Source organism: Streptomyces sp. NPDC057136, from assembly GCF_042670885.1.
GTDB lineage: Bacteria > Actinomycetota > Actinomycetes > Streptomycetales > Streptomycetaceae > Streptomyces.
The window spans coordinates 257,791-280,797 of the sequence record NZ_JBHUUV010000008.1; the positions used below are offsets into that span (position 1 = coordinate 257,791).

Consider the following 23,007-nt stretch of genomic DNA (forward strand, 5'->3'; position numbering starts at 1 on the left):
CCCTGGTTAGGAACAGTTCGGGTGTCTCAAGGCCCTCGCTGTCTCACGAGGGCACCGATCCTGGACCTGGCGGCGCACAACGGGGCTTGATGGTCCGGTAGGACGGGTCGCCGACCGTGATCGCCTTGGTGCAGGCGGCCTCCAGCCGTGTATCGCCGTACTTCTTCCGCAGCCCGAGGATCCCCTTGGCGGCCCGGAGCCGATAGAGCGCGTTGACTTCCAGCAGCTGGTCGACGACCGCGCGGCAGTCGTCCCCGACGCACCCCGCCCACTCCACATCCGTCATGTCCGAGGGATACCGACGCACCCGATCAGGATGATCAGCCGCGTTCCCGGCCGGATCAGTTCCTGACTGTCGCTTGGTCAGGTTCGTATGGGTGTTGGTATGTCGCGGTGGCAGGTGGGGCACGCGCCGGCCCAGGTGGCGAGGAGTGACTGAAGCTCGCGGACGATCTGATAGAGGCTCAGGCCGGTGCCGTGTCCTTTGGGCCGTGGGCCAACCTCCGCAGGGTGCAGAAGGCGTGGGCGAGGGTGACGTGGTGGTGCCAGCCGTTGAAGGTGCGGCCCTCGAAGTGGGCAAGTCCCAGGGCCTGTTTCATCTCTCGGTAGTCGTGCTCGATGCGCCCCTGCACCCTCATCTGCTACCGCAGACTCACCAAATGAGATGACCTCATAGCCTCCTTCCGACCCAGCTGCCGTTCCCGCTCCAGATGTTCGGCCCGCTCCCAGCCGGCGGTCCGCACTGACCCTTCTCGGACTCAGCTGACCGGCACCGGACCGGCCGGGCGAGCCTGCGCGGCCGGGCCTGAATTCCAGCCGGTTCACCCGCCCCGTCGGCCCGCCCGGTCACGGGCCGCACCAGGACACTAGGGAGATATGTCGGCATATTCTAAGGTCACGCCTTGGCTGTAAACCGCTTGCTGCCGCGTTACAACTGTAAGAATCACGACTGCAGGTGACCCCAGATGCTTTGAATGACCAACTGAGGGCTTCGAATTTCCGGCGGCGCGGGGGATCATCTTGACGAATGAAGGCGCTGAGCCCGTAGGGAGAAAAACGGCGGCGGACAGCTTCGAACGGCATTCCATGACCGCGCCAGAGCGGAGCGCGATTCTGTATCAGGGAGTCGCGACCGATTACGGGGAACTGAATCGGCGGGCTGAGCTGATCTCTGCGCGTCTGGCGGCCGCGGGTGCCGGCCCTTCGGCGCTGGTGGCGGTGGTCCTGCCGCGCGATCCCGACCTCGTCGCCACCTTGTGTGCGGTGCTCAAGCTGGGTGCCGCGTGCCTTCCCGCGGACCCCGGCACTCCGGCCGGGCGACTGCGCGAGATATTCGCCGCCGCGGCCCCCGATGTCCTCGTCACCACCCGTGCCGCCGCTCCCGAATTCACAGGGGACGGGCTCATCTGTTTCCTAGACGACGAGCTGCCAACACCCCCCGTTGTCCCGCCGCGGCGCATCGAGCGGCCGGTGCCCGGCATGGCCTACGTGCTTTACACGACGCCCCCCGATGAAAAGTTGGGCATTTCAGTCGTCTCCTACGCCGATTTGGCGCGCTATATCGACGATCCAGGCGCCGGGATTCCGGTCGGGGCGGAGATTCTTCACCTGATCGTGCCGCTCCTCTCCGGCAATCGTCTTGTGCTGGACGCCGATGAGGTGACACACCGGCCGGTCACCTGTGTGGCGCCGCGCGATGTGGTGGAGGAGGTCGTGGCGCAGGTCTGGTGCGCCGTACTTGGCGTGGACAGGGTCGGCGTACGGGACCGCTTCTTCGACCTGGGCGGCAAGTCGCTGCTGGCGGTTCAGGTGGTGGCGCGCCTGCGCAAGCTGCTCGGTGTCGAGCTGCCGCTGCGGGCCCTGTTCGACGCGCCGACGGTCGAGGAACTGGCGGCCTGGGTGCGGGCCGAACAGGCTGGCGGCCAGGACGGCCACGAGGAAGTGGCGCTTGAGCCGGTGGAGCGCTGCACGCCGCTACCGCTGTCATTCGCGCAGCAACGGCTTTGGTTCCTGGACCAGTTGATGCCCGACAGTGCCTTCTACACGATGTGCGACGCCTTCCGCTTACGGGGATGGCTCGACCTGGACGCGCTGCGGCGGGCACTGCGGATGCTGGTCGAGCGGCACGAGACGCTGCGGACGGCGTTCGTCGAGCGGGACGGTGTGCCGTACCAAGTCATCGACGCCGCCGACGGGGCGGGCACGCGGCGCGCGGCCACACTGACGCGGGTCGATCTGACGCTGCTGGAGCCCGCCGAGCGGGAGAAGTCGGCGCGCAGGCTGGTGGCGGCGGAGGCCGAGACCCCGTTCCGGCTGGTGGACGGCGCGCTGATGCGCGTGGTGGTGGTGCGGCTGGCTGCCGACGAGCATGTGCTGGTCGTCACCATGCACCACATCGTCTCGGACGCCTGGTCCGTGGGTGTGCTCATGGACGAACTCGGCCGCCTGTACCGGGAGTGCGTCACCGGCGATCCGGCCGCACTGCCCCGACTGGACGTCCAGTACGCCGACTTCGCCGTGTGGCAGCGCGCCTGGATGACCGGGTCCGTCCAGGAGAAGCAACTCGCCTACTGGAAGCAGGCGTTGGACGGTGCGCCCTCGGTGCTGCGGCTACCCACCGACCATCCGCGTCCCGCCGTGCAGTCCGAGCGGGGTGAGACGGTCGAGTTCGCGCTGCCCGATGCGCTGGTCGCCGAGCTGGAGGAACTGGGCAGGGAGCAGGGCGTCACCCTGTTCATGACGCTGCTCGGCGCCTTCCAGACGGTGCTGGCGCGCCATGCCGGGCACGAGGACATCGTGATCGGCGTACCAACGGCGGGCCGCACCCGCACCGAGACGGAGCCTCTCGTCGGCTTCTTCGTCAATACGCTCCCCCTGCGCGTGACCTGCGCCCCCGGACTGTCCTTCCTGGAACTCCTGGAGCAGGTGCGCGAGGCCGCGCTGGGCGCCTTCGCCCATCAGGACCTGCCCTTCGAGACGCTGGTCGAGACGCTCGCGCCCGAACGGGACCTCAGCCACAACCCTCTCGTGCAGGTCACCTTCCAGCTCCAGAACACGCCGGCGGCGCGGCCGGGCCTGCCCGGGGCGGAGGTCGAGCGGTACCCGGTCGGGGAGGCTGTATCGCAGTTCGACCTGTCCCTGGACATCAAGCGGGCCGACGACGGCTCCTACCGCGGGATCCTGAACTACTGCCCCGACCTGTTCGACCGGGCCCGCATGGACGTGCTGGTCGGCCACTATCTGACGCTGCTCGGCGCCGCCGTTGCGGATCCGGGCCGCCCGATCGGCGAGCTGCCTCTGTCCGACGATGCCGAACGGCGGCTGCTGCTGGGCGGGTTCGGGCAGCGGGAGGCGGCGCTCGGCGGGCCGGGCAGTGTCCCGGAGCGGTTCGCCGAGATGGTGCGGGCGGCGCCGGACGCGCGGGCGGTGACGTGCGGCGAGGACACGCTGACCTTCGCCGGGCTAGATGCCCATGTGGACGCCTTGACACGGAAGTTGGTGGACCTCGGGATCACGGCCGAGACGTCGGTCGCGGTCCGTCTGCCTCGCTCCACCGACAGTGTTGTCGCCCTGCTGGCCGTGATGCGGGCGGGCGGCGTCTATGTCCCCCTGGACCCGGAGTGGCCCGCCGACCGCACCGCCTATGTCCTGGACGACATCGCAGCCCCCATCGTCATTACCGCGACCTGCCCGAAGGCCCCGGCCGCGTCCACCTCGATCCGCGGCAGTCCGCGGCCGACAGCCCGGTGCCCGCCCCGCACATCCGCCCCGACCAGGCCGCGTACATCATCTACACGTCCGGCTCGACGGGCGCGCCGAAGGGTGTCGCCGTCCAGCATCGCTCCCTGAACCACCTCACCAGCACCCTGCAGGCCACCTTCCTCGGCCACGACCCGTATCTCGCCGGGGCCGACAGTGTGCCGCCCGGGGACAGGAAGCTGCGCGCGACGCACACCGCGCCGTTCACGTTCGACGCGTCCATGGAGCAGCTGAGCTGGATGCTGGCCGGTCACGAGCTGTTCATCGCGTCCGAGGACGTGCGCCGCGACCCCTCGGCCTTGGTCCGGTTCGTCGAGAAGCACCGGATCGACGTCATCGACACGACGTCGTCGCAGCTCGAACTTCTCATTTCCGTGGGGCTGTTGGAGGGAGCGTGGGCGCCGTCCATGGTCATGGTGGGCGGTGAGGCGATCTCGCCGTCGCTGTGGCAGGCGCTGCGCGGCCAGGGGCGTACCCGCTGTTTCAACTCTACGGCCCTACCGAAGCGACCGTCGACGCCACCTGCCACGATCTGCCCGGCCCCATCGATGTCCCCGTCATCGGCACTCCGCTGCCCAACGTCCACCTCCGCGTCCTCGACGCACACCTTCAGCCGGTGCCCGTCGGTGTCGCCGGGGAGATCTACCTCGGCGGCCTGGGACTTGCCCGCGGCTACGTCAACCGCCCCGGTCTCACCGCCCAGCGCTTCATCGCCGACCCGTACAGCAGCACCCCCGGCAGCCGCCTCTACCGCACCGGCGACCGCGCCCGCTGGCGCCCCGACGGCACCCTCGAATACCTCGGCCGCACCGACGACCAGATCAAACTCCGCGGCTTCCGCATCGAACCCGGCGAGATCGAAGCCGCCCTCACCCACCACCCCACCGTCAAGGAAGCCGCCGTCACCGTCGCCGCCGACAACAACGGCGCTGCCCGGCTGATCGCCCTCGTCGCCCTCGCCCCCCGTGCCATGCACGGCAGTTCGACCGACAGCGACCAGGATGCCCAGGTCGAGGACTGGAATACCGTCTTCGAGACGACCCACATCGACGCCGCCGACGGCGAACTCACCTTCAACATCAAGGGCTGGAACGACAGCCTCACGGGTGCGCCGATCCCCGCCGAGCACATGCGGGAGTGGGTCGATACCACCGTCGGCCGGCTTCTGGACCGGTCGGCCAAGCGCGTCCTGGAAATCGGCTGCGGCACCGGGCTGCTCATGTGGCGGCTGCTGCCGTACGTCGCCGAGTACACCGGCACCGACTTCTCGCGGCCCGCCGTGGAATGGCTCCGGGACGGGCTGCGCCGCCGCCCAGCGCACCAGGCGCGGCTGCACCACCGCGAGGCGACCGACTTCACCGGCGTCGACGCCGTGTCGACCGACCTCGTCGTCATCAACTCGGTCGTCCAGTACTTCCCCGACCGCGACTATCTCGACGCCGTCCTGGACCGCACCGTCGACGCCACGGCCGATCAGGGGCGCATCTTCGTAGGAGACGTACGCAGCCTCGTCCTCGCCCCGCAGTTCTACGCCCGCCAGGCCCTCGCCCACGCCGAGCCCGGCGCATCGGCGCAGGACGTGGCCCGCGCTGCCGGTGAACTCGCCGACCGGGACAGCGAGTTGCTCATCTCCCCCGAGTATTTCACCGCGCTCGCCGCCCGCTCGCCCCGTGTCACCGGCGTCGAGATCCTGCCCCGCAGGGGACGGCACCGCAACGAGATGAGCCTGTACCGCTACGACGTGGTGCTGCACGTGGGCGACTGCCCGGCCGCCCCGGAGGCGGAGGTGGTCACCTGGGGCGAGCAGGTGTACGACCTCGGGTCGCTGTCCGCCCGCCTGGACCACGGGGGCCCGGACGCCCTGCTCGTGCGCGGCGTCGCCAACGACCGGCTGACCCGCGACAACGAACTGCTCGAAGCGCCCGTACGCACGACGGCCGTCGACCCCGAGGACCTGTGGGCGCTGGCGGACTCCACCCCCTACCGGGTGAGCGTCAGCTGGGCCGCCGCCGACCCGCAGGGCGCGATGAACGTCCTGCTGGTCCGGCAGGGCGCCCACGACGACCGTCCGCTGCTCGTCCCCCACCCCGCGCCCGCGCCGACGGCCCGGCTGACGAACACGCCGACCCGACATCGTGGTACCACCGAAGAGGGTTCCGCCGCCGGCGGGCTGCGTTCCTGGCTCGCTGAACGGCTGCCCGTCCATCTGCTGCCCGCGCGGATCGTCGAGGTGGCCGCGCTTCCCCGCACCGGCACCGGCAAGCTCGACCGGGGCGCACTCGGCGGGCTCGTCACCGCGGGCCGCACCGCCAAGCAGAGCGACAGCGCCGCCGCGGCGCCCCGCACCGGCCTCGAAAGGACCGTGGCCGACGCCTGGGCGCAGGTGCTCGGCCTCCCCGAGGTCGGCATAAACGACAACTTTTTCACCCTGGGCGGGGACTCCCTCCTCGCCATCAGGGCCGTCGCCCAGTGCCGCCGGGCCGGCGTCCAGCTGACCGTTCGGCAGTTGCTGAGCGAGCAGACCGTCGCCGCGCTGGCGGCAGCCCTCGACGAGGAGAGCCATGACTGACCTTCATCTGCGTACCGTCGCCCTCACCGATGAGGAGAACGACGAGGTCGACGACCTGCTGCGCACCCTGGCCAATGTGCCGGTCGACTCCACCGTGGAGCTGCTGCACCGCACCCGGCTCGCCGCACAGGAACTGCCGCTGCGCATCCGCACCGAACTGACCGGGATGCGGCTCTACGACAGTCCGCGCGCCCTCGTCGTCACGGGCTTCGGCATCGACGACGACCAGATCGGCCCGACCCCCGCGACCCGACCCACTCCGGATCCCGAGCGGACCCAGGACCAGGAACTGCTCCTCCTTCTGCACGCGGCGCTGCTCGGCGAGGCCTTCGGCTGGGCCACCCAGCAGAACGGCCGGCTCGTCCACGACGTGCTGCCGATCCCCGGCGAGGAGACCGAGCAGATGGGCTCCAGCAGCAAGACCGAGCTGCTGTGGCACACCGAGGACGCCTTCCACCCGCTGCGCTGCGACTACGTGGGCCTGCTGTGCCTGCGCAACCACCAGCGTGCCGCGACCACCCTGGGCTGGCCTGACCTATCCCGGCTTGCCCCCGAGGACCGGGCCACGCTCCTCGAACCGCGCTATCTGATCCGCCCCGACACCTCGCACACCCCCGAGCAGAACGCAGCGGGTGCTCAGTCCGCCGAACGGTTCGCGGCGATCGCCGAGATGGACGACGACCCGGAGCGCATCGCGGTGCTGTTCGGCGCCCCCGACAACCCGTATCTGCGGATCGACCCCGCCTATATGAGCCCGGTGCATGGGGACGCGGCCGCCCAGCGGGCCTACGACACCATCGCCGCGCTCATCGAGGACGGGCTGCAGCACGTCGACCTGGACGCGGGCTCGCTGCTGCTAGTCGACAACTACCAGGCCGTACACGGCCGCAAGCCGTTCGCCGCCGCCTACGACGGCCGCGACCGCTGGCTCAAGCGCGTCAACATCACCCGCGATCTGCGCCGCTCCCGGTCCGCCCGGCAGTCGGCCACCTCGCTGCTGGTGTGAGGAACGGCCACCATGGACTTCCCCCTAACCCGCATCAACCCCTGGTACAGCGGCGGCTGCGACGGCCCGCCCCGGGTGCGGCTGTGCGCGCTGCCGTACGCGGGCGGCACCGCCGCCGTCTTCAAGGATTGGGCAGCCGCACTGCCCTCCGGCGTGGAACTGCTCGCCGCGCATCTGCCGGGCCGCGGCGACCGGTTCGCCGAACCGCCCCTGGCCACCCTGGAGGAGACCGCCGAGCAGCTGTGCGCGGCGCTGCCGCCCAGCGACCTTCCCACCGTCGTCCTCGGCCACAGCATGGGCGCACTACTGGGATACGAACTGTCGGCGCGGCTCCAGGCGCGGGGCCGCACCCCGAGCCTGCTCATCGCCGCGGCTTGCCGCCCTCCGCATGTCGCGCCGGGCGACGCCTCCCCCGCGACCGAGGACGAGCTGGCCGCCACCCTGCGGGACGAACGTCCCTGGGACAACGCCCTGTTGGACGAGGAACTCATGCAAGCGGTGCTGCCCACCCTGGTCGCCGACATCGCGGCCGGCGACCGCTACCACCGCCCGCGGCCCCCCAGGCTCGACCTGCCGCTGAAGGTCTACATCGGCGCCAGCGACGACGGGACCGACTGGCGGACCACCCTGGACTGGCGCGCGTGCACCGCACGCGACTGCGAGGTCGTCGTCCTGCCCGGCGGCCACTACTTCGTGGAGACCGACCGGGCGGCCGTCCTCGCCCGCGTCGCCGCGGACCTAGAAGCGGTGGTGGCATGACCACGCACGTCGACGCAAAACCGACTTACCTCGCAGTGCTGGCCGTACGCGAGGCGCGCATGCCGCTTCTCGGTAGCTGCCTGGCCCGCATGTCCTTCGCCGTGCTGCCGCTGTCGCTGCTGCTGTCGGTCCGCGACGCGACGGGGTCCTTCGCTGTCGCCGGACTCACCTCCGGGGCGCTGTCGGCCACGCTTACCCTGTTCGCGCCCGCCCGCGCCCGACTGATCGACCGCAAGGGCTCACGAACCGGACTGATCTGGCTGACCGTTCCCTATCTGCTGGGGCTCGCCGCGCTGATCACGCTGGCCGAGGCGGGAGCGCCCACCGCGGCGCTGCTCGGCGCCGCCGCGGTCGCGGGAGTGTTCGCGCCGCCACTCGGGCCGACAATGCGCGTCCTGTGGGCGAAGATCCTGCACGGCCGTCAGCCCCTCCTGCACACCGCCTACGCCCTCGACTCGGTCACCGAGGAATGGTGTTCACCATGGGGCCGCTGCTGGCGGGCGGTCTGATCGCGGTCGCCGCGCCGCTTGCTTCGATGATCACGGTCATGGCGCTGATCGCGGCCGGTACCGTCTGCTTCGTGCTATCCGCAGCAACCGCCGCTGCCCCCGCCTCGGACACGCCCGACGAGGAACAGCCGCACGGCCGGCCCATGGCCCTGCCCGGGATGCGCACGATCGTGCTGTCCTTCGGCGGGGTCGGCCTGGTCGTCGGGGTGCTCCAGGTCGCGCTCCCGTTCATCGCCGACCACGCGGGCTCGCCCAACGCCGGCGGCGTCCTGCTGGCACTACTGTCGGCGGGCAGCGCGGTCGGCGGCCTCACCTACGGGCGGATTGGCTGGCGCTCGACACCGGCGCAGCGGTTCACTGTGCTCGTCACCGGGTTCACGCTGACGGTGCTACCGCTGTGCCTGACCGAGAGTCCAGTGCCGGCCGGGGTGTTCGCCTTCCTCGTGGGGCTGTGTCTCGCCCCGCTGTTCATCACCGCCTACCTGCTGGTCAACGACCTGGTGACGGCGTCGAGGACCGCGCCGACCGAGGCCAACACCTGGGTGTCCACGGCCAACAACGGAGGGTTCGCCGCAGGCAGCGCCGCCGCCGGCATGCTGCTCGACTCCCAGGGGCCCGCCCTCACCGTCACCGCCGCGTTCGCCGTGGCCGCCGCGATCGCCGTCATGACCGTCCTGCGCCGCCGGACCCTGGTCCTCGAAGCCGGGAACCTTGAACCGGCCGCCGCCGAACCCGTCGACCGCACCACACCCGTCGAAGCCGAGGAGTGAACCGATCGTGTCCAAGAACGCGGCGAACTGGTCGCGCATCCGCACAGGGGACGCACCCGGCGTCGTACTCGCCGTCGACTTCTACGGAACGGGCCGCCAGGAGGCCACCTTCCGTCACCTGTGCGACCTGCTCCCCGACCCGGTCGAGGTCTGGCACGCGGTCCCGCCCACCCCAGACGGCAACTGGTCCGCCGCCACCGGCGCCGACCATCTGCGCTGGTGGACCGAGGGACTCGACACGGTCCTCGCGGGACGGCCGGTGCGGGCCCTCGTCGGCTACTGCGCGGGCAGCGTCTTCGCCTCGGCCCTCGCCGATACCCTCACCGCGCGGGAGGGCCACCGGCCACAGGTCGTGCTGTTCAACCCGGGCGCACCCGGCGTCGCCACGCTCACCCGCGACTTCCGCAGCCTGATCGACGGCATGGACGTCCTCACGGACGAGGAACGCGCCGGTTTGCTGGCCGAGATGACCGCGATCCGGCAGGCGTACGCCCCCAACGCGCTGGTCCCGGTCGCCGAGCAGTACGCCGCCCTGTACCGCAAGGGCTGCGACCTGCTGTGCGAACGCCTCGGCGTAGACGCCTCGCTCGCCGCCGAACTGGCCACCGTACTCCACTCCTACCTGGCCTATCTGACGGCGGCGCTCGACGTGCCGCCCGCCCCGCAGTGGCGCACCGCCACCTCGCTCACCTCCCGTGAGCACCGGGGCGCCGACTTCACCGACACCGAGCACGGCTTCGACATCGCCCGCGCCGATCTGCTGAACTCCCCGCAGGTCGCCGCCGCTCTGGCCGCGCTCCTTCGCGAACACGAGGCGAGCCGATGACCCTTGCCCTGCGAGATGCCTTCTTCAACCAGGCCACCCAGACGCCCGACGCCGACGCCGTCGTCCACGGCGACAGAGTATGGACGTACCGCGATCTGGAGCTGCGCGCCGGGCGCATCGCCCGGTCGCTGGCCGCAAGCGGCGCGGGTCCGGGCACGCTGGTGGCGGTGCGCCTGGCTCGCGGCCCCGAACTGGTCGCCGCGCTCCTCGCTGTCGCGCTGACGGGAGCGGGCTATGTGCCGCTCGCCACCGACGACCCGGAGGACCGGATCCAGCACGTCCTCGGCGACTGCGCCGCCGCGCTGGTGCTGGCCGAGCGCCCCTCGGGCGACGCGCGCACCCTCACCCTGGACGAGGCGCTGGCGCCCGCCCCCCCGTTCGACGCGGCCCCGGTGCGGGCCAACGATCCGGCCTACGTGATCTACACCTCCGGTTCCAGCGGCCGCCCCAAGGGCGTGCTGGTCGAGCACGGTGCGCTGGGCACCTACCTGGCGCAGGCCCGCGCGCACTACGACGGGCTGGCCGGGCGGACGGTGCTGCACTCCTCGGTGTCGTTCGACATGGCGGTGACCAGCCTGTGGGGTCCCCTCGTAAGCGGCGGCGCGATCCATGTCCTCGACCTCAAAGCGATCGCCTCCGGCGAACAGCCGCCGCCCGCCACCGCGGCACGCCCCACCTTCCTGAAGGTCACCCCGTCGCACCTGCCCCTGCTGAGCCTGCTCCCGGACTCCTGCCTGCCCACCCGGCAGCTCGTGATCGGCGGTGAGGCGCTGACCGGCTCCGCGCTCGGCCGCTGGCGCACCGCGCACCCCCACGTCACCGTCGTCAACGAGTACGGACCCACCGAGGCGACTGTCGGCTGCTGCGCCTACGTTGTCCGGCCCGGCGACGCCGTGGACCCAGGTCCTGTCCCCATCGGGCAGGCGTTCGCGGGTACGCGTCTGTACGTGCTCGACGTGGAGGGGAAGCCGGTCACCCCGGGCGTGATCGGTGAACTGCACATCGCAGGGCAGCAGTTGGCGCGCGGCTACCTCGGGCGCGCGAAGCTGACCGACGAACGCTTCGTCCCGGACCCGTTCGCCGCCCAGGGCTCCCGGATGTACCGCACCGGCGACCTGGTGCGCGAACGCCCGGACGGGGACCTTGAGTACCTGGGGCGCGCGGACGAGCAGCTGAAGATCTCCGGGTACCGGATCGAGCCCGGCGAGATCGAGGCTGTGCTCCGCGGCCATGCGGCTGTGCGGGACTGCGCGGTCGTCGCCGTCGGCGAGGCGGACGTCCGCCGGCTCGTCGCCTACGTGGCGCCGGGCCCCGGCTCCTCGCCCGACGCCGCCGCGCTGGCACAGCACGCGGCCGGGGCGCTGCCGCCGTACATGGTGCCGGTGGCGTTCGTCGCCGTACCCGAACTGCCGCTCACCCCCAATGGGAAGCTGGACCGGGCCGCCCTGCCCGAACCCCCCACAGAAGAGACCGAGTTGCGCGTACGCAGCCCTGCCGAGACCCTGCTGTGCGAGCTGATGGCGCATGCCCTCGGCGTCCCGGAGATCGGTGCCGACGCCGACTTCCTGGTATCAGGCGGCAGCAGCATCACGGCGCTGAAGCTGGTCGCCGGTGCCCGCAGGGCCGGGCTCCGCCTCGAACTCACCACCGTCCTGCGCGAACGCACGGTGCGCCGCATCCTCGCGGCCCAGCCTGACGCCGCCCCGCTCATCGCCGAAGGAGCGCCCCAGTGACCAGGTCCGTAGCGCTCACCCCCCTCGGCGGGATCACCCCGCGACCCCACGGCGAGGGCCTCACCATCGGAACCGAGTACGACCTGGGGCCGCTTGGCGACGCGGGCCCCGACTGGGTGCGGACCCACGGCCCGCAGCTGCGCGAGCGCCTCGCCGCCGACGGGCTGATCCTGCTGCACGGCCTGACCGCTGGCGGCGACGGCGTCGACGGCTTCCACGACGTCGTCGGGTCCGTCGGCGGCGACCTGCTGCGCTACACCGAGCGGTCCACCCCGCGCAGCGTGGTCAAGGGGAACATCTACACCTCGACCGAGTACCCGGCCGACCAGTTCATCCCGATGCACAACGAGAGTTCGTACGCCGTGAGTTGGCCGTCCACGGTGTATTTCTTCTGCCACACCGCGCCGGGCACCGGCGGGGCCACGCCGATCGCCGACAGCCGCGCTGTCCTCGACCTCGTCCCGCCCGACGTCAGGGAACGGTTTTCCAAGGGGGTCGTCTACACCCGTACGTTCCGCGCCGAGATGGGGCTGAGCTGGCAGGAGGCGTTCCAGACCGAGGACCGCGCCGACGTCGAGCGGCACTGCCGCACGCACGGCCAGGAGTTCTCCTGGGAGGGCGACGTCCTGCACACCCGCCACCACCGCCCGGCGACCGCGGTCGACCCGGGCACCGGCGCCGAGGTGTGGTTCAACCAGGCGCACCTGTTCCATCTCTCCAGCCTGGAGCCGGACCTGCGTCAGGTGCTCCTGGAGACGTACGGCCAGGACGGCCTGCCCCGCAACGCTCTTTTTGGCGACGGCAGTCCGATCTCCGACGCCGACCTGGAGGCGGTCCGCACCGCCTACGACCGCGCCTCGCTCGCACTGCCCTGGCGGCAGGGCGACATCATGCTCGTCAGTAATCTGCGGATGGCGCACGGCCGCGAGCCCTTCACGGGTGAGCGCCGCATACTCGTCGCGATGACCTGAACCCGACCACCCCTGGAGACCTCCATGAGCAGCCCCTTCGACGACGAGGACGGCACCTTCCTCGTCCTGCGCAACGACGAGGACCAGCGCTCGCTTTGGCCGAACAGCTTTGCTGTGCCCGCTGGTTGGAGCATCGCGCACGGCCCGGACAGCCGCCGCGCATGCCTGGACCACATCGAGCAGAAGTGGACGGACATGCGCCCCCGGAGCCTGGCCGCGGCACTGGACGCGGCCGACCAGGACACCCTTTGATCGCAGTCCCGCCCAGGGGTGTACGCGGCGCACTCCTCGGCGGCGGCCTGCCCCATCGCGTCGAGCGTGCCCCGGCTTCCGCGAGAGCAGCCCGCCCGCGTCTGTCCGCTCAGCGGAGCACTGTGCCTCCTCCACAGCGCGAGACAACAGCCTCTCGATCTCCGTCCGATGGCTGTCTCGCATCCTGTCCTGAACTTTGTGTATGCCCCGGTGTGACCCGTCTGGCATGAGACGTGGTCTCTGCCGGGATGGGCACCAAGGATGAGCCTCCCCGTGAGAGTTCGGACGATAATCGTCAAGCTTAGAGACGACCGTCGGCGGCACTCCTTGCCTGCCGAGGTGTCATGGCCAAGCCTCAGCAAGCCAAAGGCGGACTCCTGCCGCGAGGCAGGCGACCCGACTGAAAGGCACCACAGTTTGGCTGGCGGTGTCTCCTTGCGCGGGATGGCGTGTTCGATGAGGGTGACGAAGGCGGTCACAACCGGTGTCGGACGGCACGAAATATTTCAGTTGACAGCCTGATGACCTGCGGACTGAAATATTTCGTGCGGAGGCTTCAACCTAGTACTCCAGCTGTAGATCACGATCACGCTTGGGTCGCCGCTTGGCGTTTGTAGTGGCTGAGCTGGGAACGGGCTTGATGACGACGCCTCCAGTGGGACCAGCGAAGCCAGTGGCCGGCCTCGTGGACGGGTCCGGCGACGAGAGCTATAAAGAGTCGCTGGATTTCGTTGCACGTCAGCGGTATCAGGTCGTCAGGCCCGGGACGGAGTCGGTGCTCGTCGGCGCGGACGACGGCCAGGAAGGCATGGGCGAGCATGGCGAGGGTGACCCAGCGGGACCAGGACGTATAGCGGCGGAGCTGGTGCTCGTCCAGGCCGGCCAGGCCCTTTCCGGACTGGAACGTCTCTTCGACCCTCCATCTGGATCCCGCCACCCGCACCAGGGCTGCCAGGGGTACCGATTGGGGTGAGTAGCAGCGGTAGTAGGCGAGTTCGCCGGTGGTGCGGTTGCGGCGGATCAGCAGGTGGCGGTGGCCGGATGCGGTGCTGGGCAGGTCGATGTGGGCCCAGTCGTAGAAGCGGTGCCCCTTGGCTCCGGCTCCGGCGGACAGCTTCTGCCAGGCCCGCTTGGGGAGCTTGTTGGCTAAGGTGTCCGCGCGGAATTTCCCGGCGCCGGTGGTGACCTCGTGGGTGCGGGCCACTGCCAGGACGTATCCGGTGGCGCGTTCCTCCAGGGCGGCGCGCAGTGTGGGGTTGCCGCCGTAGACCTCGTCTCCGGCCACCCAGGGGGCGTGGTGGCCGGAGTCCAGGAAGCGGGTGATCATGCGGACGGCCAGTTCGGGCTTGGTGGCGAACGCGGTGTCCGGGTTGAGTCCGGCCGCCTGGCAGCGGTCGGGCTGGTCGTTCCACGAGCGCGGGATGTACAGCTCCCGGTCCAGTGCGGCGTGTCCGCGCCGGCCTGCGTAGGCGAGGTAGACGGCGACTTGGGAATTCTCGATTCGGCCCGCGGTGCCGGTGTACTGGCGCTGAGCACCGACAGTGTCGGTGCCCTTCTTCACGTCGCCGGTCTCGTCGACCACGAGTACTGCCTGGTCGTCGTGCAGGTGCTCGACCACGTAGGCGCGTAGGTCTTCACGGACGGCATCGGCGTCCCACTTGGCACGGCTCAGTAGGTGCTGCATGGCGTCGGGGGTCGCCTCCCCGGCCCATTCGGCGATGGTCCAGCAGTTCTTCTGCGGCAGGTCCGCGAGCAGTCCCAGCACCAGGTGCCGTATTCGGCGACGGGGTTCGACCCGGGCGAACCTGCCTGCGATGCGGTCCATCAGGCCCTCGAACGCTTCCTGCCAGTGGGCAGCGTCTACGCTGTGGCCTGCGGCCACCGCGTGATCGTTTGTCTTCACACGCCGATGATCAACGGTGGCCGCGTCTACGAGTGCCAGCGGGATGGAAAGGCTCGTCGAAGGAGACGCAGTGCTGGGATTGCTGGGCTTCTACGACGAACTGGACAACCGCTGCGGCCAGCCGAACGGATCGATACGCGATGGCGTCCAGCCTGTCGGTGAGCCGGATGAGATGGACCTGGTGGCCTACCTGGACGCCGGCCACGCCCTCATCGACGTCATGGAAGGCGGACGTGACGTCATCACCGGGAGCGCCCACCGGCACTCTGCGGGGTGCTCTTCCCTGGTGACCGACGGTTCCTGGCTGTGGCGCCAGGACTTCCCGCACTACGTGGAAACGCACCATGTTTCGCTGCCCGGCGCGTTCATCGAACACGTCCGCAGCCTGAACTATCAGATGCCCACCATCATCGTCGCGCAGTTCGCTCCGCACTACGACGAGACCATGCCCCTGGTCGGCTGGGCCTCGGCTGTCCCGTGGCGATCGACTGCGACCACGCTCGTACCTGAACCACGAGCAGTGACCAGCAAGACCCAATTCGACGCCGCGACGCTGGCCCAGGAACGAAACCGGCCGCACGGCAGCTGGGCCAGGCCACGCAAACCACGGAGAACATAGCCGCCACCAGCCAAGAGCGATCTACAGCTGGAGTACTAGTTTGCCGCACGAAAGATTTCAGTTTGGCGAGGTCCGCACGGAGCGCCAAGCACCGTTACGGCCTTGTGGCCACACACGGAGCTCGGCCAAGCACTGGGTACAGGCACGGCTGGAGGACACCGTGCAGTACCTGCCGTACCTGGCATGGGCCGACACCGTTCGCTTGTATGGGGCACCGGGCGGCGAGGGCTTGTTGTTCATCGCCCGCCACCTCGCCGAAGCGCTTGCCCCGCCGGTTTGGGGAGTTGCTGGGTGGAGCAGTGGATGCCGCCTCCTCCCTCGCCGAGGGTGTCGACGGGCAGTTGTATGACCTTCCGCCCCGGGTACAGATCGCGCACGATGGACGTGGCATCGCTATCGGCCTTCTTGTCGCCGAAGCCGGGCATGATGACCCCACCGTTGACCACGTAGTAGTTCACGTAGCTGGCCAGGAACCCGTCCCCGCGGCGGCCGATGTCGACCGGTTCGGGCAGCTCGACGATTTCGAGCCGCTTGCCCCTGGCATCCACGGCCCTGTCCAGTACCTTCCTGGCCTGATCGTAGGCGTCGGTCCAGACGTCCCGGGGGGCCTCCTCGTCCGGTGTGCTCATGACCACGACGCCGGGTTCGGAAAACCGCGCCAGAGCATCGATGTGGTAGTCCGTGATGTCCTTGCCCCTGACGCCGTCCACCCAGATCACCGTGGTGATGCCGAAAAGATCCTTGAGCGCCTTCTCGATGTCGTCGCGGGATTTGCCGGGATTGCGATTCCCGTTGACCAGAGAACTCTCGGTCGCCAAAAGGGTGCCCTTGCCGTCGACCTCGATCGAGCCGCCTTCACCGATGATCGGCGCCTTGATCCTGGTGATGTGCTCGTCGTCCAGGATCGCCTCTGCGACCTGGCTGTCGCGGCCGTGGGCCTTCTTGTTGCCCCAGCCGTTGAAGTTGAGGTCGACTCCGGCGATGCCATCGGGCCCGAGCACGACAGTCGGCCCGATGTCGCGCATCCACAGGTCGTCCACCGCAATCGGTACGACCTCCACCCCGGAGCCGCAGGCCTTCCGAGCTGCCTTCACATCCTGGTCATTGGCCAGGAGGACCACCGGCTCGAACTCGGCAATCGTCCGCGCGATCCGCGCGATGTCCTCACGCACGCCGTAGATGTCCGACTTCCAGATCTGCCGGGTGGGCCATGACATGTAGGTCAGCTCGTGGGGGTGCGCCTCGTCGGGCATCCGCCACCCCCCGGCCGACATCGCCCCTCTGCCCTGCGCTGAGCGGCTGCTGTCCTGGGTGTTGCAGGCACTCAACGCCACACCGAAGGCGGCCAGAGCCCCTGCCTGCAGGGTCTGACGTCTGCTCATTCGCACGATCCAACCCCCCTGACTGAAAATTTGGTCAGTGCGATAGTAGGGCATGATCAGACCCAGTCACATGTTGATCCTTCAGGCTTTGGGAGCACTCGATGCCGGACAGGCCCACCCAAATCCTCGAAGCCGCAGCCCGACTGATCGCCCGACGCGGCGTGCGCGGGCTGCGCGTCGAGGAAGTCTCCGCAGAGGCCGGCGTCTCGACCGCACTGATCTACTACCACTTCAAGGACCGCACCGGGCTGCTGCGCCGCACGCTGGAGTTCATCAACCAGCGCGCCGTGCGCTACACCGACGCCGCCCTGGACCGCTCCGACGATCCGCGTACCCAACTCACCGAAATGCTGCTCCTGGAACTGCAGGACGCCCCCCAGGTCAGGGAGAACAGTGCGGCCTGGGGCGAGTTCCGCGCCACCGCAATCTTCGACCTGGACCTGCGGGAACAGCTCGCCACCTCGACCAGAGAATGGGTTGAGGACCTCGCACACCTAGTGCGCCAGGCCCAAGCTGCCGGTCTGGCCAGCCCCGAGATCGCCCCGAGTGCCGCTGCCGAACGTCTCACCGCCCTGGTCGAGGGCCTGAGCGGACGATGGCTGAGCGGGACCACACCGCTCCAGCGCGCCCACGAGCTACTCCGTGATGCCATCGCGATGGAACTCCGCCAGCCATGACCTGCACCGCGGACCTCACCCCCTACGGGGCTTGCCGTCGAGGACCTCAGGACGATCCCCACGCGCCTGGACGCAGCTGCGTGACCGTCAGTGACTCGGACTGAAGCCTTTCGTGCGGCACTGAAGAACACACTGAAATGAATCTTGCGGTACTGAAATCTCCAGTGCGTTCCGACAACGGGTAGCCGAGTGCCCCGCCGTACGGCGGGGTGAAGACGCCAGGATTCAACAGAACCCTGGCCGTGACCCACCGATTAGGCCAGAGCGGCGGGTGCGAGGCGGATGGTGGCCGCGCAGGGTCACGCCGCACCCATAGTCCACGGTTCGCTGAATTCAGGATGAGCTGTACTGTGAGAGCGTGCTGACCATCGCTCCCGAGGTCGAAGTGCTCGCACGCTGCGGCCGTGCTCTCGCTGGCCCGATCCGCTGCCAGCTGCTGCTGGCCCTGCGGGATGCCCCCGCCTATCCGTCCGACCTCGCCGATCGGATCGGGGTCTCCCGCACCCGGCTGTCGAACCATCTGGCCTGTCTGCGCGACTGCGGCCTGGTCGTCGCGGTTCCCGATGGCCGGCGCACCCACTATGAACTCGCCGATCCCCGGCTCGGTCATGCGCTCGACGACCTGCGCACCGCGGTTGCCGCCGTCGAGTCGGACCGCACCTGCGTCGATGCCGAGTGACACTCCTTCTGTCAGCGGCACAGCCGGAGTCACTCGCCCCGTGAGCCGGGCGTGCACTGAGCCTTTTCCAACCTCATGCTGATGCGTGATGAAGGACGAGGACGGCCTTCACGATGTCGGTGATCCGGTTTGTGCTGCAGCGGAGATTCCGCAGGAGGCGCCAGCCCTTGAGAGTCGCCATGGCCTGCTCGCCGAGGCAGCGGATCTTGGCGTGGCTGCTGTTGTGACGGCGCTTCCATCTCTTCAGGCGGCGGCCCCGGAACGGGACTCGGACGGGTCCGCCGGCTCCTTGGTACGCCTTGTCCGCCCAGCACTTGAGCCGCGCATCGGTGAGTGCCTCGACGATGCCGTGAGTACGGGCGGCGGTCAGGTCGTGCGTGGAACCTGGAAGCGCAGGCGAGGCCCACACCAGCCGTCCGAACGGGTCGGTCAGGACCTGGACGTTCATGCCGTGGCGTTTATGTTTGCCGGAGTAGTACGGGGTGTCGGCGGCAATCCGGTCGATCGGCAGGAGCGTCCCGTCGAGGATCACGAAGGCCAGCCGGCTCGCGGTCCGCATGACCTCGGCCAGGGTCGGCGCGAGCGCGGCCAGGACATCTATCGCCTCGCGGATGTAGCGGAAGACCGTAGCGATTCCGATGCCGAACCCGGCGGCGAGCTGGGCGTAGGTGTCGCCGCAGCGCAGGTGGGCCAGGACCAACAGGGCCTGACGGCCCGGCGTGATGCGCCGCCATCGGGTGCCGATCTCGCGACGGCGAGCAGCCAAGTGCTGAGCGAGGTTGCGCAGGTGATCGCTGGACAGATCGATCGCCGATGGGTAGACAAGCACACGAAGCTCCTGGTCGGCACGGGTGATCTTGGTCGTGAACCCGTCTACCAGGAGCTTCGTCAGTTCGTACAGCCCGCCAACCACCCGTCCACACCGTCAGGTTGGAAAAGACTCAGTCATCGCGGACGTTGCGTCCTTGGTCGAAATGAACAAGGCAGTGGGAGACACCTGGACGATCTACCTCGACGAGGGATGGGTCTAGGCAGCTCGCTTCGAATCACTTCGCCGACCAGATGAAGATGAGGTTCTCGCCGGGCGGGACGCCTCCGATGTGCCAATGCTACTGCTGGCCGGGGGATCGCCCCGGTGGTCATCATCGGGACCGACGCGGACCTGGTCGACAGCGGGCTCGCGGTCGGGGACTGGGTCGCTCTGCGGGCGGCCGAGACCGAGTCGTGAGCTGAAGAGTGGGTCAGTCGCTCCAGGTCAGTGGGCTAGAGGATCGTCGTCCGGGCCGCCGACGTCGAAGGTCTCGGCAGAGGTGAGGCCCTCCACGAATGCTCTGAAGTCCGCAGCCAGGGCGAGTTCCGAGTCTCCGTCCGTATCGAACCACGTTACCGACGGCTCACCCTGCCGGCCGCAGACCCTGTAATCGAGTGCGATCCAGCAATGCCCATCGCCCGACAGCAAGACGAGTGGGGACGGCAGTCCCCACTCCTCCACCAAATAGGGCGTATCGAACAACGACGACTGTCCGTCCTGACGGCCGGGAGGAGCTGTCGTTACTCATGTCTTCATCGTCCACGCCAAAGGTGACAGATCAGGTCACCTTTTCCGGCCCGGCTCCGCTCTTCGGGTGCCGTCCAGTCCGCCGTCCGGGCTGACCTCCTGACCGCGCGTTCGCCACTCCGGACAACCGCTGCCGAGCCTGACGGCCGGCGGGTCGAGATCGGGTCCGTCAGCCGCTCAAGCTCGCACGGTGGGCGGGTCAGCGAGGGCGTCGGGGTCAGTGACCATGCGCTGCCAGAGTTCGCGACGGTCCGAGCGGGCGGCGGCGTGGCGCTGCCCGGGTCCGGGGCCGCCCCGGGCGGCGAGCTCCCTGCCCCCCTTGGCCGGGCGGCGGCGCCGGCGGCCGTGGGACTCGGGTGGTGTCGGCCGTGGCGGACGTGATCCGCTCACGGGTCGGCAGCGCGACGGCCGGCCCGGGAAGGCAGGCAACCGGAAGGCGGTTGGGCCCGCCCCGGGGCCGGCCGACGCGTTCCCTGGCGAGGGCTACTTGGAGAAGTACAGGTACTTCCAGGCGCCGTAAGTGGTCGAGTTGACGTTGTCGCCGGACGTGCCGTTGACGTAGACGGACCGCGTCCGCGCCCGGATCCCGGACTCGCCGGGTGCCCCGAGGCTGATCGCCGACTTCCCGTTCGTGCCGAGGGCGAAGTACCGAGAGCCGCCGGAGTGCCAGGCGCCGTTGTAGTGGACCTGAAGGTCGAAGCGCTGCTTACGGCCCGGGTAGTAGGTCATGGTCGTCGTGAGCAGCGGGTTGGTGCTCTTGTGGAACCAGTAGTACGACTTCGATCCGATCTTGGCCGTCTTGTAGTACTTGGAGACGGCGGTGGCAACCTTCACCCGGGCGTAAGCGGTGGACGTGACCGCCTTGGGCTTGTAGCGGGCGTCGCCCTTGAAGACCGCCGAGACGACCGTGTCCCGGGTCATGTCGACGGTTGCGGAGATGTTGCCGCTGGAGTTGACCGTCGCGGTCCTGAGTAGCTTGTTGGGCTTGTCGGCGCCGTAGGGGTTGGCCCAGATCTCGACCGTGCGGTTCTTGTACGTGGTCGCGAGGTGGGCGGTGAAGGAGACGTCGGTACCGTAGTTGTAGAGGTTGCCGTTCTTGTTCAAGGTGAGCGTGGTGGCCGCACGGGAGACCGCGACCTGGTCGGTGCCGCTGACCGGGGTGTGGTCGGTGCCGCCGGCGTAGGCGACCTTGTAGGTGACGGTGCCGCCGGCCGGCGGGGTGTCGGTGAAGGAGTACGTGCCGTCCGTCCTCACCGCGACGGCCGGCAGCGCCTTCCCGGCGGGGCTCTCCACGTCGGTACGGGTTACCTGGAGCCTGGCACCGGCCGGAAGGGGCACCGTGGCGGAGACCTTGCCGCCGACGGTGAGATCCTTGGCGCGGGTGGCGGTGGCCGGGGCGTTTACCGTCAAGGTCGGCACGCTCTTCGCCGGGTCGGTGAGCGTCTTGAGGACGTAGCCGCCCGGTGACGAGACGAGAGCGAAGATGCGGGAGGAGTCCGGAGCCCAGGCCAGGACGGGCGCGTCCACGGCGTACGTCCGGATCGGCGTGGTAGCGCCCGGACGGTAGACCGACACGTTCGTCTCGCTGACCTGGGCCACCAGGCCGTTGGGGGCGATGTCCGCGCTCTGTCCCGCCGGGTAGGCGCCGGCAGCCGTGAAAGTCCCGCCCGCGTATGCGTTCCGCTGCGTGCCGTCGACCAGCACCTGCGCGGCACCGGGCACGAGGTCGATGTCGCTCACGTAGTTCAGCGAGTAGCCACCGTCGTGCCAGGCGGTGAGCTGCGGTGTGGCGCCGGAGACGTCGATGACGGCCATCAGGTCCGTGGTCATGTCGTAGAAGTCGGTCGCACCGATGGCCAGCAGCCCGGGTGCGGACGGGTCGGTGTCGAGGTGCGCGCCGCCCTCGATTGCCAGGGCCTCGTGCGGGAGCTGCCTGAGCGCCATCGGGTCGGTCCCGTCGGCCGGGTCCACCGCCGGGTCGATCGAACCGAGGTTCCCGTAGCCGTCCGACGGGTCCTCGTAGGTGAACCAGACCTTCCCGCCGGTGAACTCCACCCGCAGCGGGCCGATGCTGGTGGCCACGGGGTAGCGGGCTTCGACGTCCAGAGTGGCCGCGTCCAGGACCACGATCTCGTGGCTGCCCCGCGCTGCCGCGTACAAAGTGGTGCCGTCGTCGGACAGGGCCAGGTCGAAGACTCCGTTGATGCCGCTCACGGAGTCGACGCGGTTGCCGCTGTAGTCGGCGGCGATGATCGACCCGGTCGAGTCGTTGCCGACGAAGACCCGCCCCAGTGTTCCGCTCACGACCATGCCTCCGGGCGAGCCGATGGTGACGGAGACGGCCGAGGCGGGCCCGGCCGCGGCAACGCTCAGTGCCACCGAACCGAAGAGAACCGCGAGCGTCGTCGCGATCGAGATGTTGCGCGTACGCACAGTGTTGTAACCCCCACATGCAAGCCCGGTTCGTTACCGGGAAGTTGAGACCGCCGCGCAACACACGAACGTGACCACGATCCGGGTCGCTGTGACGTGCGGGTCGCGGCTGCCTGGGGCAGCGTATGGCATGCCAATGACAGGGCAGGAGGGGGTCTTGCCGGCGCGGACACCTGGTGGTCCAACTGGGCGTCTTCGGACCGGCGGTTCGTACGGCGGCACCTGGTCGGCCTGCGGCCCGCCGACAGTGCGGCGAGACCACTTGACGCGCCGGGGAGCGGACGAGGCAACGGCTTGGCACTGTTTCTCGGATCTCCTGACGTGGGTGGGGTATTGGGGCCAGGCTGGCTATGCACAACCACGGGCGGGGCCGTGCCAGGAAAGTGGAGCCGGCACCGGTTCCGAAAGCCCGGAGCCGAGCGCGAAGGTGTCGTTGGACGGGCAGTACGACTTTCCAGCCTGCGACGGCCAACTCGACCGGGTGTAGCCCAGCGGTGTGCTCTGGCGTGAAGTCGGCGCCGCGCGGTGGTTTGGCGCCCCAGCACGATGCCCCTGCTGACTGCCGCCATGCCGGGAACCTTGATCCGCACCCTGTCCTGTAC

The 23,007-nt window shown here is 69.3% G+C and carries 18 protein-coding genes and 2 pseudogenes; 14 read left to right on the forward strand and 6 right to left on the reverse strand.

The features are described 5' to 3' along the window. Nucleotides 1-43: 43 nt before the first annotated feature. The gene (locus tag ACFT7S_RS13560) at nt 44-286 is read right to left on the reverse strand and encodes a hypothetical protein (protein ID WP_382730873.1); all 243 of its coding nucleotides are present in this window, start codon (nt 284-286) and stop codon (nt 44-46) included. Between the two features lie 178 nt (nt 287-464). Continuing rightward, nucleotides 465-635: pseudogene (locus tag ACFT7S_RS13565) on the reverse strand (IS701 family transposase); the annotation flags it as partial. A 385-nt stretch (nt 636-1,020) separates the two neighbouring features. Between ACFT7S_RS13565 and ACFT7S_RS13570 the strand changes: the two are divergent. The 11 genes and pseudogenes from ACFT7S_RS13570 to ACFT7S_RS13620 all read left to right on the forward strand — a co-directional run bounded on the left by ACFT7S_RS13570 (nt 1,021) and on the right by ACFT7S_RS13620 (nt 13,154). Then, nucleotides 1,021-3,849, forward strand: a complete 2,829-nt coding sequence (locus ACFT7S_RS13570; RefSeq protein WP_382730790.1) for a condensation domain-containing protein — start codon at nt 1,021-1,023, stop codon at nt 3,847-3,849. Beyond that, nucleotides 3,747-5,254, forward strand: a pseudogene (locus ACFT7S_RS13575) (AMP-binding protein); the annotation flags it as partial. The gene ACFT7S_RS13570 and the pseudogene ACFT7S_RS13575, both read left to right, overlap by 103 nt. Before the next feature lie 531 nt (nt 5,255-5,785). Next, on the forward strand, nt 5,786-6,328 hold the full coding sequence (locus ACFT7S_RS13580) for a phosphopantetheine-binding protein (protein WP_382730864.1): 543 nt from the start codon (nt 5,786-5,788) through the stop codon (nt 6,326-6,328). Continuing rightward, nucleotides 6,321-7,334 (forward strand): guanitoxin biosynthesis L-enduracididine beta-hydroxylase GntD, encoded by a 1,014-nt coding sequence (gene gntD / locus ACFT7S_RS13585; protein WP_382730793.1) that lies wholly within the window; start codon nt 6,321-6,323, stop codon nt 7,332-7,334. Before ACFT7S_RS13580 ends, gntD begins: the two co-directional genes overlap by 8 nt. Nucleotides 7,335-7,346: 12 nt before the next feature. Beyond that, on the forward strand, nt 7,347-8,093 hold the full coding sequence (locus ACFT7S_RS13590; RefSeq protein ID WP_382730796.1) for a thioesterase II family protein: 747 nt from the start codon (nt 7,347-7,349) through the stop codon (nt 8,091-8,093). After that, complete coding sequence (locus ACFT7S_RS13595; protein WP_382730799.1) at nt 8,090-8,602, forward strand: hypothetical protein; 513 nt, start codon at nt 8,090-8,092, stop codon at nt 8,600-8,602. The genes ACFT7S_RS13590 and ACFT7S_RS13595 overlap by 4 nt, the downstream gene beginning before the upstream one ends. Next, entirely contained in the window at nt 8,575-9,372 is a 798-nt protein-coding gene (locus tag ACFT7S_RS13600; RefSeq protein ID WP_382730802.1) for an MFS transporter, read from the forward strand. The genes ACFT7S_RS13595 and ACFT7S_RS13600 overlap by 28 nt, the downstream gene beginning before the upstream one ends. A 7-nt stretch (nt 9,373-9,379) precedes the next feature. Then, on the forward strand, nt 9,380-10,198 hold the full coding sequence (locus ACFT7S_RS13605) for a hypothetical protein (RefSeq protein ID WP_382730805.1): 819 nt from the start codon (nt 9,380-9,382) through the stop codon (nt 10,196-10,198). Next, the gene (locus ACFT7S_RS13610; protein WP_382730807.1) at nt 10,195-11,931 is read left to right on the forward strand and encodes a non-ribosomal peptide synthetase; all 1,737 of its coding nucleotides are present in this window, start codon (nt 10,195-10,197) and stop codon (nt 11,929-11,931) included. Before ACFT7S_RS13605 ends, ACFT7S_RS13610 begins: the two co-directional genes overlap by 4 nt. After that, on the forward strand, nt 11,928-12,902 hold the full coding sequence (locus tag ACFT7S_RS13615; protein WP_382730809.1) for a TauD/TfdA family dioxygenase: 975 nt from the start codon (nt 11,928-11,930) through the stop codon (nt 12,900-12,902). Before ACFT7S_RS13610 ends, ACFT7S_RS13615 begins: the two co-directional genes overlap by 4 nt. A 24-nt stretch (nt 12,903-12,926) precedes the next feature. After that, on the forward strand, nt 12,927-13,154 hold the full coding sequence (locus tag ACFT7S_RS13620; protein WP_382730811.1) for an MbtH family protein: 228 nt from the start codon (nt 12,927-12,929) through the stop codon (nt 13,152-13,154). Between the two features lie 586 nt (nt 13,155-13,740). Here ACFT7S_RS13620 and ACFT7S_RS13625 read toward each other — a convergent pair. Next, entirely contained in the window at nt 13,741-14,979 is a 1,239-nt protein-coding gene (locus ACFT7S_RS13625) for an IS701 family transposase (RefSeq protein WP_382730867.1), read from the reverse strand. Nucleotides 14,980-15,100: 121 nt separating this feature from the next. Between ACFT7S_RS13625 and ACFT7S_RS13630 the strand changes: the two genes are divergently transcribed. After that, nucleotides 15,101-15,676, forward strand: a complete 576-nt coding sequence (locus ACFT7S_RS13630; protein WP_382730814.1) for a hypothetical protein — start codon at nt 15,101-15,103, stop codon at nt 15,674-15,676. A gap of 236 nt (nt 15,677-15,912) precedes the next feature. Here ACFT7S_RS13630 and ACFT7S_RS13635 read toward each other — a convergent pair whose 3' ends face one another. Further along, nucleotides 15,913-16,929 carry an agmatine deiminase family protein gene (locus ACFT7S_RS13635; RefSeq protein WP_382730816.1) on the reverse strand — a complete coding sequence of 339 codons (1,017 nt, stop codon included), beginning with the start codon at nt 16,927-16,929 and terminating at the stop codon, nt 15,913-15,915. A 230-nt stretch (nt 16,930-17,159) separates the two neighbouring features. Here ACFT7S_RS13635 and ACFT7S_RS13640 point away from each other — a divergent pair, with 230 nt between their 5' ends. Further along, nucleotides 17,160-17,735 carry a TetR/AcrR family transcriptional regulator gene (locus ACFT7S_RS13640; protein ID WP_382730818.1) on the forward strand — a complete coding sequence of 192 codons (576 nt, stop codon included), beginning with the start codon at nt 17,160-17,162 and terminating at the stop codon, nt 17,733-17,735. Between the two features lie 358 nt (nt 17,736-18,093). Continuing rightward, nucleotides 18,094-18,414: an ArsR/SmtB family transcription factor gene (locus ACFT7S_RS13645; RefSeq protein WP_382730821.1), complete on the forward strand. Its 321-nt coding sequence runs from the start codon at nt 18,094-18,096 to the stop codon at nt 18,412-18,414. Nucleotides 18,415-18,487: 73 nt separating this feature from the next. On the opposite strand, the gene ACFT7S_RS13650 is transcribed toward ACFT7S_RS13645, so the two are convergent. Together ACFT7S_RS13650 and ACFT7S_RS13655 are read right to left on the reverse strand one after the other, a co-directional pair. Next, on the reverse strand, nt 18,488-19,243 hold the full coding sequence (locus ACFT7S_RS13650; protein WP_382730824.1) for a transposase family protein: 756 nt from the start codon (nt 19,241-19,243) through the stop codon (nt 18,488-18,490). Nucleotides 19,244-20,455: 1,212 nt separating this feature from the next. Then, on the reverse strand, nt 20,456-22,405 hold the full coding sequence (locus ACFT7S_RS13655; protein ID WP_382730826.1) for a YncE family protein: 1,950 nt from the start codon (nt 22,403-22,405) through the stop codon (nt 20,456-20,458). Between the last annotated feature and the right edge of the window lie 602 nt (nt 22,406-23,007).

Bases quoted from the DNA above. Each gene is read 5' to 3' on its own strand.
- ACFT7S_RS13600 (WP_382730802.1), top strand. From the start codon at position 8,575: ATGGGGCCGCTGCTGGCGGGCGGTCTGATCGCGGTCGCCGCGCCGCTT.
- ACFT7S_RS13625 (WP_382730867.1), bottom strand. From the start codon at position 14,979: ATGGACCGCATCGCAGGCAGGTTCGCCCGGGTCGAACCCCGTCGCCGA.
- ACFT7S_RS13640 (WP_382730818.1), top strand. From the start codon at position 17,160: ATGCCGGACAGGCCCACCCAAATCCTCGAAGCCGCAGCCCGACTGATC.
- gntD (WP_382730793.1), top strand. From the start codon at position 6,321: ATGACTGACCTTCATCTGCGTACCGTCGCCCTCACCGATGAGGAGAAC.
- ACFT7S_RS13635 (WP_382730816.1), bottom strand. From the start codon at position 16,929: ATGCCCGACGAGGCGCACCCCCACGAGCTGACCTACATGTCATGGCCC.
- ACFT7S_RS13580 (WP_382730864.1), top strand. From the start codon at position 5,786: ATGAACGTCCTGCTGGTCCGGCAGGGCGCCCACGACGACCGTCCGCTG.
- ACFT7S_RS13595 (WP_382730799.1), top strand. From the start codon at position 8,090: ATGACCACGCACGTCGACGCAAAACCGACTTACCTCGCAGTGCTGGCC.
- ACFT7S_RS13610 (WP_382730807.1), top strand. From the start codon at position 10,195: ATGACCCTTGCCCTGCGAGATGCCTTCTTCAACCAGGCCACCCAGACG.
- ACFT7S_RS13590 (WP_382730796.1), top strand. From the start codon at position 7,347: ATGGACTTCCCCCTAACCCGCATCAACCCCTGGTACAGCGGCGGCTGC.
- ACFT7S_RS13560 (WP_382730873.1), bottom strand. From the start codon at position 286: ATGACGGATGTGGAGTGGGCGGGGTGCGTCGGGGACGACTGCCGCGCG.
- ACFT7S_RS13630 (WP_382730814.1), top strand. From the start codon at position 15,101: ATGGAAAGGCTCGTCGAAGGAGACGCAGTGCTGGGATTGCTGGGCTTC.
- ACFT7S_RS13620 (WP_382730811.1), top strand. From the start codon at position 12,927: ATGAGCAGCCCCTTCGACGACGAGGACGGCACCTTCCTCGTCCTGCGC.